The sequence below is a fragment of the Pseudomonas sp. LPB0260 genome, assembly GCF_013388395.1.
Map to the genome: position 1 here is coordinate 560,967 of NZ_CP058247.1, position 15,192 is coordinate 576,158.

General features: G+C 67.2%; 13 protein-coding genes. 12 read left to right on the plus strand and 1 reads right to left on the minus strand.

The window, feature by feature from the left end; all coding sequences use genetic code 11:
- Nucleotides 1-142: 142 nt before the first annotated feature.
- Together LPB260_RS02385 and alaC are read left to right on the plus strand one after the other, a co-directional pair.
- On the plus strand, nucleotides 143-1,507 hold the full coding sequence (locus LPB260_RS02385; protein ID WP_208707047.1) for a pyridoxal-dependent decarboxylase: 1,365 nt from the start codon (nucleotides 143-145) through the stop codon (nucleotides 1,505-1,507).
- 121 nt (nucleotides 1,508-1,628) lie between these two features.
- A complete protein-coding gene (gene alaC, locus LPB260_RS02390; protein ID WP_208707048.1) occupies nucleotides 1,629-2,867 on the plus strand; it encodes an alanine transaminase in 1,239 nt (412 codons plus the stop codon).
- Between the two features lie 51 nt (nucleotides 2,868-2,918).
- On the opposite strand, the gene LPB260_RS02395 is transcribed toward alaC, so the two are convergent.
- The gene (locus tag LPB260_RS02395; protein ID WP_208707049.1) at nucleotides 2,919-3,311 is read right to left on the minus strand and encodes a hypothetical protein; all 393 of its coding nucleotides are present in this window, start codon (nucleotides 3,309-3,311) and stop codon (nucleotides 2,919-2,921) included.
- 201 nt (nucleotides 3,312-3,512) lie between these two features.
- On the opposite strand from LPB260_RS02395, the gene LPB260_RS02400 reads away from it, so the two are divergent.
- The 10 genes from LPB260_RS02400 (at nucleotide 3,513) to nirD (ending at nucleotide 15,155) form a co-directional block, all read left to right on the plus strand.
- Nucleotides 3,513-3,830: a transcriptional regulator gene (locus tag LPB260_RS02400; protein ID WP_208707050.1), complete on the plus strand. Its 318-nt coding sequence runs from the start codon at nucleotides 3,513-3,515 to the stop codon at nucleotides 3,828-3,830.
- Between the two features lie 402 nt (nucleotides 3,831-4,232).
- Nucleotides 4,233-5,621 carry a CmpA/NrtA family ABC transporter substrate-binding protein gene (locus LPB260_RS02405; RefSeq protein WP_208707051.1) on the plus strand — a complete coding sequence of 463 codons (1,389 nt, stop codon included), beginning with the start codon at nucleotides 4,233-4,235 and terminating at the stop codon, nucleotides 5,619-5,621.
- A gap of 60 nt (nucleotides 5,622-5,681) precedes the next feature.
- Nucleotides 5,682-6,671, plus strand: coding sequence for an ABC transporter permease (locus LPB260_RS02410; protein ID WP_208707052.1), 990 nt, complete (start codon nucleotides 5,682-5,684; stop codon nucleotides 6,669-6,671).
- Between the two features lie 23 nt (nucleotides 6,672-6,694).
- Nucleotides 6,695-7,489, plus strand: coding sequence for an ABC transporter ATP-binding protein (locus LPB260_RS02415; protein ID WP_208707053.1), 795 nt, complete (start codon nucleotides 6,695-6,697; stop codon nucleotides 7,487-7,489).
- 86 nt (nucleotides 7,490-7,575) lie between these two features.
- Complete coding sequence (locus tag LPB260_RS02420) at nucleotides 7,576-8,019, plus strand: thioesterase family protein (protein WP_208707054.1); 444 nt, start codon at nucleotides 7,576-7,578, stop codon at nucleotides 8,017-8,019.
- 60 nt (nucleotides 8,020-8,079) lie between these two features.
- Nucleotides 8,080-8,562, plus strand: a complete 483-nt coding sequence (locus tag LPB260_RS02425) for a cytochrome C (RefSeq protein WP_208707055.1) — start codon at nucleotides 8,080-8,082, stop codon at nucleotides 8,560-8,562.
- A gap of 442 nt (nucleotides 8,563-9,004) precedes the next feature.
- A complete protein-coding gene (locus LPB260_RS02430) occupies nucleotides 9,005-10,216 on the plus strand; it encodes a NarK/NasA family nitrate transporter (RefSeq protein WP_208707056.1) in 1,212 nt (403 codons plus the stop codon).
- Nucleotides 10,217-10,413: 197 nt separating this feature from the next.
- Nucleotides 10,414-12,081 (plus strand): bifunctional protein-serine/threonine kinase/phosphatase, encoded by a 1,668-nt coding sequence (locus LPB260_RS02435; RefSeq protein ID WP_208707057.1) that lies wholly within the window; start codon nucleotides 10,414-10,416, stop codon nucleotides 12,079-12,081.
- Nucleotides 12,082-12,375: 294 nt separating this feature from the next.
- Complete coding sequence (nirB, locus tag LPB260_RS02440; RefSeq protein WP_208707058.1) at nucleotides 12,376-14,832, plus strand: nitrite reductase large subunit NirB; 2,457 nt, start codon at nucleotides 12,376-12,378, stop codon at nucleotides 14,830-14,832.
- The gene (nirD, locus tag LPB260_RS02445) at nucleotides 14,829-15,155 is read left to right on the plus strand and encodes a nitrite reductase small subunit NirD (protein ID WP_208707059.1); all 327 of its coding nucleotides are present in this window, start codon (nucleotides 14,829-14,831) and stop codon (nucleotides 15,153-15,155) included. The genes nirB and nirD overlap by 4 nt, the downstream gene beginning before the upstream one ends.
- Nucleotides 15,156-15,192: the final 37 nt, after the last annotated feature.

Consider the following 15,192-nt stretch of genomic DNA (forward strand, 5'->3'; position numbering starts at 1 on the left):
TGCCAGAAAAGCCACTGTGCTCCCTGCTTCGAGCCACGCCGGGCGAGCTGTACGGCCATCTCGGGGCCGGGTTGTGCCTGCTGCGCCGCCGCGGGCCTGGCTATGCTGATGGCCCTGCACAGTTCTCGACGACGAGGCCCGTATGACCAGTACCCTTGACGAGCGCCAACTCCTGGCCGAGGCGGACCGCCGCGCCCTCGACTACTTCGACGGCATTCCAGGCCGCCCGGCCTTTCCCGGGCCGGCTGCCATCGCCGACCTGAAAGCCCTCGATCAGGCGCCCCCCGAGCGAGGCATCGAGGCCGCCGAGGTGCTGCGACGCCTGGATGAGATCGGCTCGCCGGCCACCGTCGCCTCCAACGGCCCGCGCTATTTCGGCTTCGTCATCGGCGCCACCCTGCCCGCCGCCGCAGCGGCTGAGCGCATGGTGCTGGCCTGGGACCAGTGCGCCTCATCGTTCGACAACTCGCCGGCGGCCGATACCCTGGAACGCATCGCCGGCCGCTGGGTCTGCGAGCTGCTCGGTCTGCCGAGGGAAAGCGCCGTGGGCTTCGGCACCAGCGCCACCGCCTGCACCCTGGCCTGCCTGTCCGCCGCGCGGCGCCAGCTCCTGGCCCGCCAGGGCTGGGACTTCGACGGCGACGGCCTGGTCGGTGCCCCGGAAGTGCGCGTGGTGGTCTCCGCCAGCTGCCACATCACCGTGAAGAAGGCCCTGCGCATCCTCGGTTTCGGCATGAACCGGCTGATCGTCGCGCCGACCGACGCCCATGGCCGCGTCGATCCGCAGCAGCTGCCGCCCCTGGATGAGCTGACCATCCTCTGTCTGCAGGCCGGCGAGGTGAACACCGGCGAGTTCGACCCCTTCGCCGAGCTGATCCCCAAGGCCAAGGCGGCCGGGGCCTGGGTGCACATCGACGGCGCCTTCGGCCTCTGGGCCCGCGCCTCCTCCTCGGCCGAACTGGCCACCGGGGTCGAGCTGGCCGACAGCTGGACCACCGACGGCCACAAGTGGCTGAACACTCCCTACGACAGCGCCATGGCCATCTGCCGCGACGCCGACGCCCTCGCCAGCGCGATGAACAGCGATGCGGCCTACGCCACGGCGTCACGGGATGCGCAGAAGAACCTCACCCTGGAGTTCTCCCGCCGCGCCCGCGGCGTGGCGGTCTGGGCTGCGCTCGCCAGCCTCGGCCGCGACGGCCTGCGCGAAATGCTCGACCGGCATATCCGCCAGGCCGGCCACCTGGCCGCGAGCCTGCGCGCCCTGGGCTATCAGGTGCTCAACCGGGCGGTGCTCAACCAGGTGCTGGTGCGCGCCGACAGCGATGAGCAGACCGTGGCCATTCGCCAGGCGGCGCAGGCCTCCGGTCAGGTGTGGTTCGGCCCGACGATCTGGCAGGGACGCCCGGCCTTTCGCCTCAGCCTGTCCTCCTGGCGCACCCGCGATGCCGACATCCAGGTGCTGATCGAACTGCTGGGCGAGCTCAAGCGCAACACCCCGGCCTGAGCACGGCATCCCGACAAGCCTCTCGACAAACCCCAGGCGCTGCGCTTATCGTCGCCGCCTGGCCAGCGCACTGGCCAACGTCGCTCGGACGGTTCCGGGCGCTTACGTTTTCGAGGACAGCATGGCTGATCAAGCTTCGCGCCGCTTTGCGCGCATCGATCGACTCCCCCCCTACGTTTTCAACATCACCGCCGAACTGAAGATGGCCGCCCGCCGCCGTGGCGAGGACATCATCGACTTCAGCATGGGCAATCCGGACGGCCCCACGCCGCCGCACATCGTCGAGAAGCTCTGCACCGTCGCCCAGCGCGAGGACACCCACGGCTACTCCACCTCGCGCGGCATCCCGCGCCTGCGCCGCGCCATCTCGCGCTGGTACCAGGAGCGCTACGCGGTGGACATCGACCCGGACAGCGAAGCCATCGTCACCATCGGTTCCAAGGAAGGCCTGGCCCACCTGATGCTGGCCACCCTGGACCATGGCGACACAGTGCTGGTGCCCAACCCCAGCTACCCCATCCATATCTATGGCGCGGTGATCGCCGGCGCCCAGGTGCGCTCGGTGCCCCTGGTGCCCGGGGTGGACTTCTTCGCCGAACTGGAACGGGCCATCCGCGAGTCGATCCCCAAGCCGAAGATGATGATCCTGGGCTTCCCCTCCAACCCCACCGCACAGTGCGTGGAGCTGGACTTCTTCGAGCGCGTGGTGGCCCTGGCCAAGCAGTATGACGTACTGGTGATCCACGACCTGGCCTATGCCGACATCGTCTACGACGGCTGGAAGGCGCCGTCGATCATGCAGGTGCCGGGCGCCAAGGACATCGCCGTGGAGTTCTTCACCCTGTCCAAGAGCTACAACATGGCCGGCTGGCGCATCGGCTTCATGGTCGGCAACGCCGAGCTGGTGAACGCCCTGGCGCGGATCAAGAGCTACCACGACTACGGCACCTTCACCCCGCTGCAGGTCGCCGCCATCGCCGCCCTGGAAGGCGACCAGCAATGCGTGCGCGATATCGCCGAGCAGTACCGCCAGCGCCGCAACCTGCTGGTCAAGGGCCTGCACGAGATTGGCTGGATGGTGCAGAACCCCAAGGCCTCGATGTATGTCTGGGCGAAGATTCCCGAGCAGTACGCGGCGCTCGGTTCGCTGGAGTTCGCCAAGAAGCTGCTGCTTGAGGCCAAGGTCTGCGTCTCTCCAGGCCTGGGCTTCGGCGACTACGGCGACGACCATGTGCGCTTCGCCCTGATCGAGAACCAGGACCGCATCCGCCAGGCGCTGCGCGGCATCAAGGCGATGTTCCGTGCCGACGGCCTGCTGCCGGCCGCGCCGGCCAAGCCCCGCAAGGCGCCAGAGGCCTGATGCCTTGAACCGTCGCGCGCGGTAGCCAGGCCGCCGCGCGCAACGGTCCCCTCATCCCGAATAGTCCAGCACCGTCCACACCCGGCTCAGGCCCTCGCCGATCACACAGCCGGACTCGCCCAAGCGTTTGTTGTCGTGCAGCGACATCAGGCTGGTCACGCCATCCGCGGCATCGCGCCGCTCGCTCAACCATTGCAGGCGCCCGCAGTTCGGCGTCTCGATCACGTAGCTGGCGGCCACCGGCGCGTGCTCGCTGGGCAACCTGATCGCATCGACCACCGTGCCGCGCTCCTCGCTGCGCTTGCCATCGGACACCAGCACCGCCCAGGCCTGGCCGTTCTCGATCACCAGGTAGCTGCCATTGGCCCTGGGTTGCTCGATCTGCGGCTGAGCGCAGCCGCTCAGCAGGACCAACAGCACAATCGTCATCAAGGTCTGTTGCATTGCTACTTGCTCCTCTGCAGTGCACCGCAATCCGGCTAGGGCGGACCAGGCGAATGAGTGAGTTCAGGAAGACACGGTCTTACTATTGCCCAATACTGGTTATATGTACAGTGTTTTTCCAGTAGACTGTTTTCCGTCATCGGTCAGCCCTCGACTGCCTCATGGGCCGGCCAATTCAGTGCATCAATCAGGAGCAAAGCGATGCTGGACGTACTGCAACTGAAACACACGGTGAACCGCATGCCGCTGGAGCGGGTTCGCGCGACGGTCGAGGAACTGCAACTCGAAGGCCTGGTCACCGAGGGCAAAACACCCTTCAACCGCGTGCACTTCAATACCTGCTTCGCCGAGATCGAGGCCCTGCTGCAGCGCGCCGGCTACCACAGGCAGCTGGACGTGGTCGGCTATCAGGGCCTGGCCTACGCCATGTTCGACCCGGCGCGCTGGGACGCGGTGGACGTGCTGAGGTGGCTCAAGGAGTTCGTCGAGGAGGCCCGGGCGCAGCCGGCCGTGCGCTAACCCGGCGGCGCCTGCGAAACCGACCCAAAAGCGCTCAGGACATGGCCACGACGCACAGCGATGGCCCAGTAACAGGGCCGCAGGCGCGGCCCCTGGCGGGCCGGCGAGCCCCTCGCTGCGTGCTCTGCAGCCGCCGAAGCAACCCGCAATATCTCCATAAGCCACTGTTTTGGAAGATTTTTATCTCCAGCCCCGAACTTCCGGCGAGGCACCGCGCGCGGGCTCGCAAGGGTCGCCTCGGGAAAGCTGGCAAGCCCCTTGCAATTACCTCCTCAGCAAACGTCTTCGGATCGCCAACGGCGGTGATCGAGACGAATAGACAAAGACGTCTCAGGCATCCAGTTCTCCGGAACCGGCTTGTCCGTGACGTCTTTTTTCGTTTTCGAGACCAGAGGAACCACCATGCGTACATTCACCGCTCGCCGCTCCCTGCTGAAAAAGACCCTCGCTGGCCTGGGCTGCGCCGCCGCCATCTTGCTGTCGCCCCTGAGCCTGCAGATCGCCCAGGCGGCCGATCCGGAAAAGGACGAGCTCAAGCTCGGTTTCATCAAGCTGACCGACATGGCGCCCCTGGCCATCGCCTATGAGAAGGGCTACTTCGAAGACGAGGGGCTCTACGTCACCCTCGAAGCCCAGGCCAACTGGAAGGTACTGCTGGACCGGGTGATCACCGGCGAACTGGACGGCGCGCACATGCTCGCCGGCCAGCCCCTGGGGGCGACGATCGGCTTCGGCACCAAGGCCGAGGTGGTCACCGCCTTCTCCATGGACCTCAATGGCAATGGCATCACCGTGTCCAACGAGGTGTGGCAGGAGATGAAGAAGCATGTGCCGATGGAGAACGGCAAGCCGGTGCACCCGATCAAGGCCGACGCCCTCAAGCCGGTGATCGAGCAGTACAAGGCCCAGGGCAAGCCCTTCAACCTGGGCATGGTGTTCCCGGTCTCGACCCACAACTATGAGCTGCGCTACTGGCTGGCCGCCGGCGGCATCAACCCCGGTTACTACGCGCCGGCCAAGGGCGACATCGCCGGCACCATCAACGCCGACGCCCTGCTCTCGGTCACCCCACCGCCGCAGATGCCGGCGACCATGGAGGCCGGCACCATCGACGGCTACTGCGTCGGCGAGCCGTGGAACCAGCAGGCGGTGTTCAAGGGCATCGGCGTGCCAGTGATCACCGACTACGAGATCTGGAAGAACAACCCGGAGAAGGTCTTCGGCGTATCCAAGGCCTGGGCCGAGGCCAACCCGGAAACCCACAAGCGCCTGGTCAAGGCCTTGATCCGCGCCGCCATGTGGCTTGACGAGAACGACAACGCCAACCGCGCCGAGGCCGTGCAGATCCTCTCGCGTCCCGAGTACGTCGGCGCCGACGCCAAGGTGATCGCCAACTCCATGACCGGCACCTTCGAGTACGAGAAGGGCGACAAACGCGAAGTGCCTGACTTCAACGTGTTCTTCCGCTACCACGCCACCTACCCCTACTACTCCGACGCCATCTGGTACCTGACCCAGATGCGCCGCTGGGGCCAGATCGGCGAGGCCAAGCCGGACAGCTGGTACCTGGACGTGGCCAAGCAGGTCTACCTGCCGGAGATCTACCGCAGCGCCGCCGCCGAACTGGTGGAAGAAGGCATGGCCAAGGCCGACGACTTCCCAAGCGCAGCGGAAGAGGGTTTCCGGGCGCCGAGCAACGAGTTTATCGACGGCCTGACCTACGACGGACGCCAGCCGAACGCCTACATCAACCAGTTCAGCATTGGCCTGAAGGCCGACTCCGCGCTGTAAGCCAGCCATAGCCCAGGGAGCCGGCCCCTCCGGCTCTCCCCCTGCTTCGAGGACCAGACGATGAGCAACCCCGCCGTCGCCCAACCCATACGGGAAACCCTGAAGTCGGCGCGCAGCGCCGCCTTCAAGCGCTGGCTGCCGAGCGTGCTGATGCCGCTGATCGGCGTGCTGGCCTTCCTGCTGTTCTGGCAGCTCGCCGCCGGCAGCATCGACACCAGCCTGGGCAAGTTCCCCGGGCCGACCCAGGTCGCCAGCCAGTTCGGCGCCCTGGTCAACGAGCACCAGCGCGAGCTGGACAAGGCCGACGCCTTCTACGCCCGCCAGGAGGCGCGCAACGCCGCCAAGCTGGCGAACAATCCCGACGCCGAGGTGAAGATTCGCCCCTATACCGGCAAGCCGACCTTCTTCAAGCAGATCTTCACCAGCCTCTACACGGTACTCACCGGCTTCGTCATCGCCTCCCTGCTGGCCATTCCACTGGGTATCGTCTGCGGCCTGAGCAAGCCGATCTACAACGCGGTCAACCCGCTGATCCAGGTGTTCAAGCCGGTCTCGCCGCTGGCCTGGCTGCCGCTGGTGACCATGGTGGTCAGCGCCGTGTACACCAGCAGCGACCCGATGATGGCCAAGTCCTTCGTCACCTCGGCGATCACCGTGGCGCTGTGCTGCCTGTGGCCGACTGTAATCAGCACCACGGTAGGCGTGGCCAACCTCGACCAGGACCTGCGCAACGTCAGCCGCGTGCTCAGCCTGTCGCCGCTGTCCCACGTGCGGCGCATCGTCCTGCCCGCCGCCGTGCCGATGATCTTCACCGGCCTGCGCCTGTCGCTGGCCACCGGCTGGATGGTGCTGATCGCCGCCGAGATGCTGGCGCAGAACCCCGGCCTGGGCAAATTCATCTGGGACGAGTTCCAGAACGGCAGCTCCAATTCCCTGGGGCGGATCATGGTCGCGGTGATCGTCATCGGCCTGATCGGCTTCGTCCTCGACCGCCTCATGCTCCTGCTCCAGCGCCGTGTCAGCTGGGACAAGCACGCCGACCTGCGCTAACCGCCCCTTTTCAGGAGTCCGCCATGAACACTGCCCATCTCGAGCTGACCGGCGTCGGCATCAGCTTCCCCACCGACAAGGGCCTGTACTGCGCCCTGCAGAACGTCAACCTGAAGATCGCCAAGGGCGAGTTCGTCTCGCTGATCGGCCACTCCGGCTGCGGCAAGTCGACCGTGCTGAACATCGTCGCCGGCCTCTACCAGGCCAGCACCGGCGGGGTGATCCTCGACGGGCGCGAGGTCGACTCGCCCGGCCCCGAGCGCGCCGTGGTGTTCCAGAACCACAGCCTGCTGCCCTGGTTGAGCTGCTACCAGAACATCGAGCTGGCCGTGCGCCAGGTGTTCCAGGGGCACAAGAGCAAGGCGCAGATGCGCGAGTGGATCGAGCACAACCTGGCGCTGGTGCACATGAACCACGCCCGCGACAAGCGCCCCAGCGAGATCTCCGGCGGCATGAAGCAGCGCATCGGCATCGCCCGTGCCCTGGCCATGCAGCCCAAGGTGCTGCTGATGGACGAGCCGTTCGGCGCCCTCGACGCCCTGACCCGCGCCCACCTGCAGGATTCGCTGATGGAGATCCACGCCGAGCTCGGCAACACGGTGATCATGATCACCCACGACGTCGACGAGGCGGTGCTGCTGTCCGACCGCATCGTGATGATGAGCAACGGCCCGGCGGCGACCATCGGCGACATCCTCGAGGTCAAGCTGGCGCGCCCGCGCGAACGCATGGCCCTGGCCCACGATGCGCGCTACCACGACTACCGCGCGGCGGTGCTGGAGTTCCTCTACCAGAAGCAGCAGCGCCCGGCGGCCTGAACCGGGCACCGCCGTGGCCGGGCGCGCGCGTATAATGCCGCCGCGCGCCCGAGCGGCGTGAACTCCAGCCGCAACGAGATCCCGCCATGGCCCGCCTGAAACTTGAGTTCCCCGAAGACCAGTACTGCTACAGCACCCACCTCACCGTGCGGGTCACCGACATCAATGCCGCCAACCACCTGGGCAACGACTCGATGATCTCGATGATCTCCGAGGCGCGGGCGCGCTTTCTGTTCGAGTTCGGCGTGGAGGAAACCCGCGAGGACGGCGTCGGCATCATCGTCACCGACCTGGCCACCACCTACCGCGCCGAAGCCCATGCCCGCGACCAGTTGCTGTTCGAGGTCGGGGTGATGGACTTCAACCGCTACGGCGGCGATATCACCTTCCGCATCAGCCGCCCGCTCGATGGCAGCCTGGTGGCGATGGCCAAGTCGGGCTTCGTGTTCTTCGACTACAGGCGCGGCCAGGTGGTGCAGATGCCGGCGACCTTCAGCGACCTGTTTCCCCAGGTCAACTGGCTGGACTGAGCGCCTGCGCTATACCTAGGGACAGCGCCGCTCGATGGCGCCCGCAGTCCGAGGTTCGCCATGTCCGCCAAACGCCGCTTTGCCTTGAACAGCCTGCTCGCCAGCCTGCTTGTCTGCAGCCCCTGTGCATTCGCCGATGAGGCGCAGCTCGAGCGCGGCCGCTACCTGGTCAACATCGGCGGCTGCAACGACTGTCACACCGCCGGCTACCTGATGGCCCCCGGCTCCATCCCCGAGAGCGAGTGGCTCAAGGGCGATCGCCTCGGCTGGAGCGGCCCCTGGGGCACCACCTACCCGAGCAATCTGCGCCTGTTGCTGCCGTACCTGAGTGAAAGCCAGTGGCTGACCCTGGCGCGCAACGCCAACTACCGCCCGCCGATGCCCAACGACAAGCTGCACATCATGACCGACGAGGACCTGCTGGCCATCTACCGGCTGGTCAAACACCTCGGCCCGGCCGGCGAGCCGGCACCGGCCGCGCTGCCGCCCGGGCAGACGCCGCCCGCCCCGGTCGTCCTCTTCCCGACACCACCGGCGGATTGAGCGGTCACCCCAACACCGCCCAGCAACGCCCCGTCTCGGCGCATGATCGGCAACCGCGCCCCATTTTGACTCGCCCGCACGCGCCTGCTGGGCAGGCCCACCCCCGATTCCGCGCGATTCGAAGGGTTGGCGCAGCTTTTGCTACTACCCCTCACAGGTAGCCAATGGCGGCTGCCCATGAACGACAAAGACGTCGCCTGCCCCTGCGCTGACCAGCGCCAGGGGCAGGCGACGTTTTTCGTTTCCGCCCCAGCGTTTGGGGATGGCGATGCCCCTGTGATCCAGGGGCCTTGCGGGCAACTCTCTCAACCCAGCTGTGGCTTCGGCCGCAGGGTGCGGCGCCACAAGTGCCGCGCCTCCCCGGCGGGCTGCGGCCACCGTGTCCACGACCACGGTCTGTCGCGCCCCGACCGGGACCCTTTCTTGCCGATGAGGTGTTCGAATGAATACGAGTTTCTGGAAAGCCGGTCACGCCCCCACGCTGTTCGCCGCCTTTCTCTATTTCGACCTGAGCTTCATGGTCTGGTACCTGCTCGGTCCATTGGCCGTGCAGATCGCCACCGATCTCGAGCTGACCGCCCAGCAGCGTGGCCTGATGGTCGCCACGCCGATTCTCGCCGGCGCGGTGCTGCGCATCGTCATGGGGTTCCTCGCCGACCGCCTGTCGCCCAAGAGCGCCGGGCTGATCGGCCAGGTGGTGGTCATCTGCTCGCTGTTCGCCGCCTGGCAGATCGGCATCCAGACCTACGAGCACGCCCTGCTGCTCGGCCTGTTCCTCGGCTTCGCCGGCGCGGCCTTCGCCGTCGCCCTGCCCCTGGCCTCGCAGTGGTACCCGCCGCAGCACCAGGGCAAGGCCATGGGCATCGCCGGCGCCGGCAACTCCGGCACTGTGCTGGCGGCACTGTTCGCCCCGGGCCTGGCCGCGCTGTTCGGCTGGCAGAACGTCTTCGGCTGGGCGCTGATCCCGCTGCTGATCACCCTGGTGGTGTTCGCCCTGGTGGCCAAGAACGCCCCGGAGCGGCCCAAGCCCAAGGCCCTGGCCGACTATCTCAAGGCCCTCGGCGACCGCGACAGCTGGTGGTTCATGTTCTTCTACAGCGTCACCTTCGGCGGCTTCATCGGCCTGGCCAGCGCCCTGCCCGGCTACTTCAACGACCAGTACGGCCTGGACCCGGTCACCGCCGGCTACTACACCGCCGCCTGCGTCTGCGCCGGCAGCCTGCTGCGCCCCCTGGGCGGCGCCCTGGCCGACCGCATCGGTGGCATCCGCTCGCTGCTGATGATGTACACCGTCGCCTCGCTGTGCATCGCCGCGGTGGGCTTCAACCTGTCCAGCTCGACGGCCGCCCTGGCCCTGTTCGTCGCCGCCATGCTCGGCCTCGGCGCCGGCAACGGCGCGGTGTTCCAGCTGGTGCCGCAGCGTTTTCGCAAGGAAATCGGCGTGATGACCGGGCTGATCGGCATGGCCGGCGGCGTCGGCGGCTTCCTCCTGGCCGCCGGCCTCGGCGCGATCAAGCAGCACACCGGCGACTACCAGCTGGCCCTGTGGCTGTTCGCCAGCCTCGGCCTGCTGGCCTGGGTCGGCCTGTACGGTGTGAAGCAGCGCTGGCGCACCACCTGGGGCTCGGCCGCGGTCACCGCCGCGCGGGTGTAACAGGCTAACGTAGGGTGGATGACGCCTTCATCCACCCTACGGCTTCATGGACTGGAGGATTGAGGCAAAGACGGGGCTGCCCGGCAGGGTGGCAATGCACTGGTCAGGCGAGATGGGGAAGGCCGGCGACGGCCGCCCCCGGCAGCCGTGCCCCGGCCTCGTCTTTGCCTCAGCCCTCCCCCTACAGGACAGCCACGATGGCCCTGCAACTGAGCTTCGGCGACGCCACGGCCACCGGCCCCCGGCAAGAGAACCAGGACGCCCTGCGCGTGGTGACGCCGGCACCGGCCCTGGCGGCGAGCAAGGGCTACCTGTTCGCCCTGGCCGACGGTGTCAGCCAGTGCGCCGATGGTGGCCTGGCCGCCCGCGCGACCCTGCAGGCCCTGGCCCTGGATTACTACGCCACCCCGGAGACCTGGGCGGTGGCGCAGTCGCTGGATCGCCTGCTGGTGGCCCACAACCGCTGGCTGCAGGCCAATGGCGGCGGCCAGCCGCTGCTTACCACCCTCACCGCCCTGGTCCTGCGCGGCCGGCGCTTCACCCTGGCGCATGTCGGCGACTGCCGCGCCTATCGCTGGTACGCCGGCCAGCTCGAGCGCCTCAGCGAGGACCATGTGTGGGAACAGCCGGGCATGCAGCATGTGCTCAAGCGCGCCCTGGGCCTGGACCAGCACCTGGTGGTGGACTACCTGGACGGCGAGCTGCGCGAGGGCGAGAGCTTCCTGCTGGTCAGCGACGGGGTCTGGGCGGTGCTCGGCGATGTCGGCATCCAGCGCATCCTGCACGACGAACCGGACCCCGCGGCGGCCTCGCGGGCACTGGTCAGCGCCGCCCACCTGGCCGGCAGCCAGGACAACGCCAGCGCCCTGCTGGTGCGGGTCGAGGGCCTGCCGCAGAGCGACCTGGCCGATACCCTGGCGCAGCTCGCCGCCTGGCCACTGCCGCCGCGGCTGCGCGAAGGCCAGACGTTCGAGGGCTGGCAGGTCGACCGCCTGCTCGCCGAGTCGCGCCAATCGCTGGTCTACCGGGTGCGCGATGCTCAGGCGCGGCGCTGGCTGCTCAAGACCCTGCCGCCCTCCCGTGCCGACGAGCCGCAGGCCGGGCCGGCGCTGCTGCTCGAGGAGTGGTTCCTGCGCCGCGTGGCCGGTCGCCACTTCGCCGAGGTGCATCCGCTGCCACAGCGCCAGCACCTGTACTACCTGCAACGCGAGTACGCCGGACAGACCCTGGCCGAGCACCTGCGCCTGTCCGGCCCGCTGCCGCTGCCGGAGTGGCTGGACATCGCCCCACGCCTGCTCAAGGCCGTAGGCATGCTGCACCGGCGCAATATCCTGCATCGCGACATCAAGCCGGAAAACCTGCTGTGGGGCGATGACGGCGAACTGCGCCTGGTGGATTTCGGCCTGGCCTACTGCCCGGGGCTGTCGCGCGACGAAGCCGGCAGCCTGCCGGGCACGCCCAGCTATATCGCCCCGGAATGCTTCGGCGGCAGCCCGCCCAGCGCCGGCCAGGACCTCTACGCCGCCGGCGTGACCCTCTACCACCTGCTCACCGGCCACTACCCCTACGGCGAGATCGAGGCCTTCCAGCACCCGCGCTTCAGCACGCCGACACCGGCCAGCCGCTATCGCCCCGACCTGCCGAGCTGGCTGGACGAGAGCCTGACTCGCGCGGTCAGCGCCGACCCGCAGCAGCGCTATGAAACCGCCGAGGAATGGCTGCTGGCCCTGGAACAGGGTGAGCGCCAGGCCCTCAGCAGCCAGCCCCGACCGCTGCTCGAGCGTGAGCCGCTGCTGGTCTGGCGCACGGTGGCGCTGGTTTCCCTGCTGCTCAACCTGGCCCTGCTGGTTCTGCTGCTGAGCTAGGCGCCACGCCGTGACGATGCACCATAAGGGCGCAACTCGCCTTAAACAGGTGCGCCGGCAGCCTCCCGGAGCCGCCCCGGACATGAGCAGAAAGCGCTGCAGCCCCCGGTAACCGAGCATTCGGCAAAGTTGGCACAGAGCCTGCTAAAGCACTCATACAAATCAAAAAAGCGCGACCTTCAACGTGGAAGGCGGCGCTTCCCGAGAGAACGGGACCAGGACAAAGGCGTCCTCGCTAGGTGACTAGCGGGACGCCTTTTTTTGTTTTCCGGTTTTGCGTGACGGTGAGGAACCATGAAAAAACTCAAGTTGGTGATGATCGGCAACGGCATGGCCGGAGTCCGTACCCTCGAAGAGCTGCTCAAGCTCGCCCCCGACCTCTATGAGATCACCGTGTTTGGTGCCGAACCGCATCCGAACTACAACCGCATCCTGCTCTCGCCGGTGCTGGCCGGCGAACAGACCTTCGAGGAGATCGTCCTCAACGACCTGGCCTGGTACGCCGACAACGGCATCGACCTGCGCCTGGGGCGCAAGGTGCTGGAGATCGACCGCAAGGCGCGCAAGGTGATCGCCGACGACGGCAGCGAGGCCGAGTACGACCGCCTGCTCATCGCCACCGGTTCCAACCCCTTTATCCTGCCGATTCCCGGCAAGGACCTGGACGGGGTGATCGGCTATCGCGATATCGCCGACACCCAGACCATGATGGACACCGCCAAGACCCACAAGCACGCGGTGGTGATCGGCGGTGGCCTGCTCGGCCTGGAAGCGGCCAACGGCCTCAAGCTGCGCGGCATGGACGTCACCGTGGTGCATATCGGCGACTGGCTGCTGGAGCGCCAGCTCGACCGCACCGCCGGCGACCTGCTGCAGAAGTCCCTGGAAGACCGCGGCCTGAAGTTCCTCCTGCCCAAGCACACCGCCGAGCTGCTGGACAACGGCGAGGGCCGGGTCTGCGCGGTGAAGTTCAAGGACGGCGAAGTCATCCCCGCCGACCTGGTGGTGATGGCCGCCGGCATCCGCCCCAACACCGAGCTGGCCGAGCAAGCCGGAATCGCCTGCAACCGCGGCATCCTGGTCAACGACACCATGCAGACCTTCGACCCGCGGGTCTACGCCATCGGCGAATGCGCCAGCCACCGCGGCATCGCCTACGGCCTGGTGGCGCCGCTGTTCGAGCAGGCCAAGGTCTGCGCCAACCACCTGGCCCAGCTCGGCTTCTCCCGCTACCAGGGCTCGGTGACCTCGACCAAGCTCAAGGTCACCGGCATCGACCTGTTCTCCGCCGGGGAATTCATGGGCGCCGAGGGGACTGAAACCATCACCCTGTCCGACCCCATCGGCGGCGTGTACAAGAAGCTGGTGATCAAGGACGACGTGCTGGTCGGCGCCTGCCTGTACGGCGACACCGCCGACGGCGGCTGGTACTTCCGCCAGATCCGCGAAAACCACAACGTCAGCGAGATCCGCGACCACCTGATGTTCGGCGAGAACGCCATCGGCGACGTCGGCCACCAGGGCGCCGACAAGACCGCCAACATGCCCGACAGCATGGAGGTGTGCGGCTGCAACGGCGTGTGCAAGGGCACGATCGTCAAGGCCATCCAGGAGAACGGCCTGTTCTCGGTCGACGAGGTCAAGAAGCACACCAAGGCCGCCAGTTCCTGCGGCTCCTGCGCCGGATTGGTCGAGCAGATCCTGATCAGCACGGTCGGCGGCGCCGCCGACGTCAAACCCAAGAGCGAGAAGGCCATCTGCGGCTGCAGCGAGCTCAACCACGGGCAGATCCGCAAGGCCATCCGCGAGCAGCACCTGACCAGCCTCGGCCAGGCCATGGCCTTCATGAACTGGAGCACGCCCAACGGCTGCGCCACCTGCCGCCCGGCGCTGAACTACTACCTGATCTCCACCTGGCCGGGCGAGGCCAAGGACGACCCGCAGTCGCGCCTGATCAACGAGCGCGCCCACGCCAACATCCAGAAGGACGGCACCTACTCGGTGGTACCGCGCATGTGGGGCGGGGTGACCAACCCCTCCGAGCTGCGCCGTATCGCCGACGTGGCCGACAAGTACAACGTGCCCATGGTCAAGGTCACCGGCGGCCAGCGCATCGACCTTTTGGGCATCAAGAAGGACGACCTGCCGGCGGTGTGGAAGGAGCTGGACATGCCTTCCGGCCACGCCTACGGCAAGTCCATCCGCACCGTGAAGACCTGCGTGGGCAGCGAGTTCTGCCGCTTCGGCACGCAGAACTCGACCCAGTTGGGCATCGACCTGGAGCACGACCTGTTCAACATGTGGTCGCCGCACAAGGTCAAGCTGGCCGTCTCCGGCTGCCCGCGCAACTGCGCCGAGGCCGGCATCAAGGACGTCGGCATCATCGGCGTGGACTCGGGCTTCGAGATGTACATCGGCGGCAACGGCGGCATCAAGACCGAGGTCGCGGAGTTCTTCGTCAAGCTCAAGACCGCCGAGGAGGTACGCGAGTACAACGGCGCCTTCCTCCAGCTCTATCGCGAGGAAGCCTTCTACCTGGAGCGCACCGTGCACTACATGCAGCGCGTGGGCATGGAGCACATCAAGAAGGCCGTACTCGAGGACGCCGACAACCGCAAGGCGCTCAATGCCCGCCTGCAGTACGCCCTGTCCTTCGAGCAGGACCCGTGGAAGGAGCGCATCGAAACCCCGAACCTGAAGAAAGAGTTCGACCGCATCAACGTCGTGCAGCTCGAGGAGGCCTCCGTATGAACTGGCTGGATATCTGCGCCCTGGAAGAGATCAACGTGCTGGGCTCGCGCATCGTAAAAGGCCCGAAAGGCGACATCGCGCTGTTTCGTACGTCCGCAGATGAGGTCTTCGCCCTCGACGATCGCTGCCCGCACAAGGGCGGGCCGCTGTCCCAAGGCCTGATCTACGGCAAGCGCGTGGCCTGCCCGCTGCACAACTGGCAGATCGAACTGGCCAGCGGCGAGGCGGTGGCCCCGGATGTCGGCTGCGCCCACCGGCACCAGGCGAAAGTCGAGAACGGCCGAGTGCTGCTGGCCCTGAATGCCGCGAAAGAGTGCGCGTGAGCCGCAGGGTGGAGAACGCCGCGGGCGTTTCCACCGC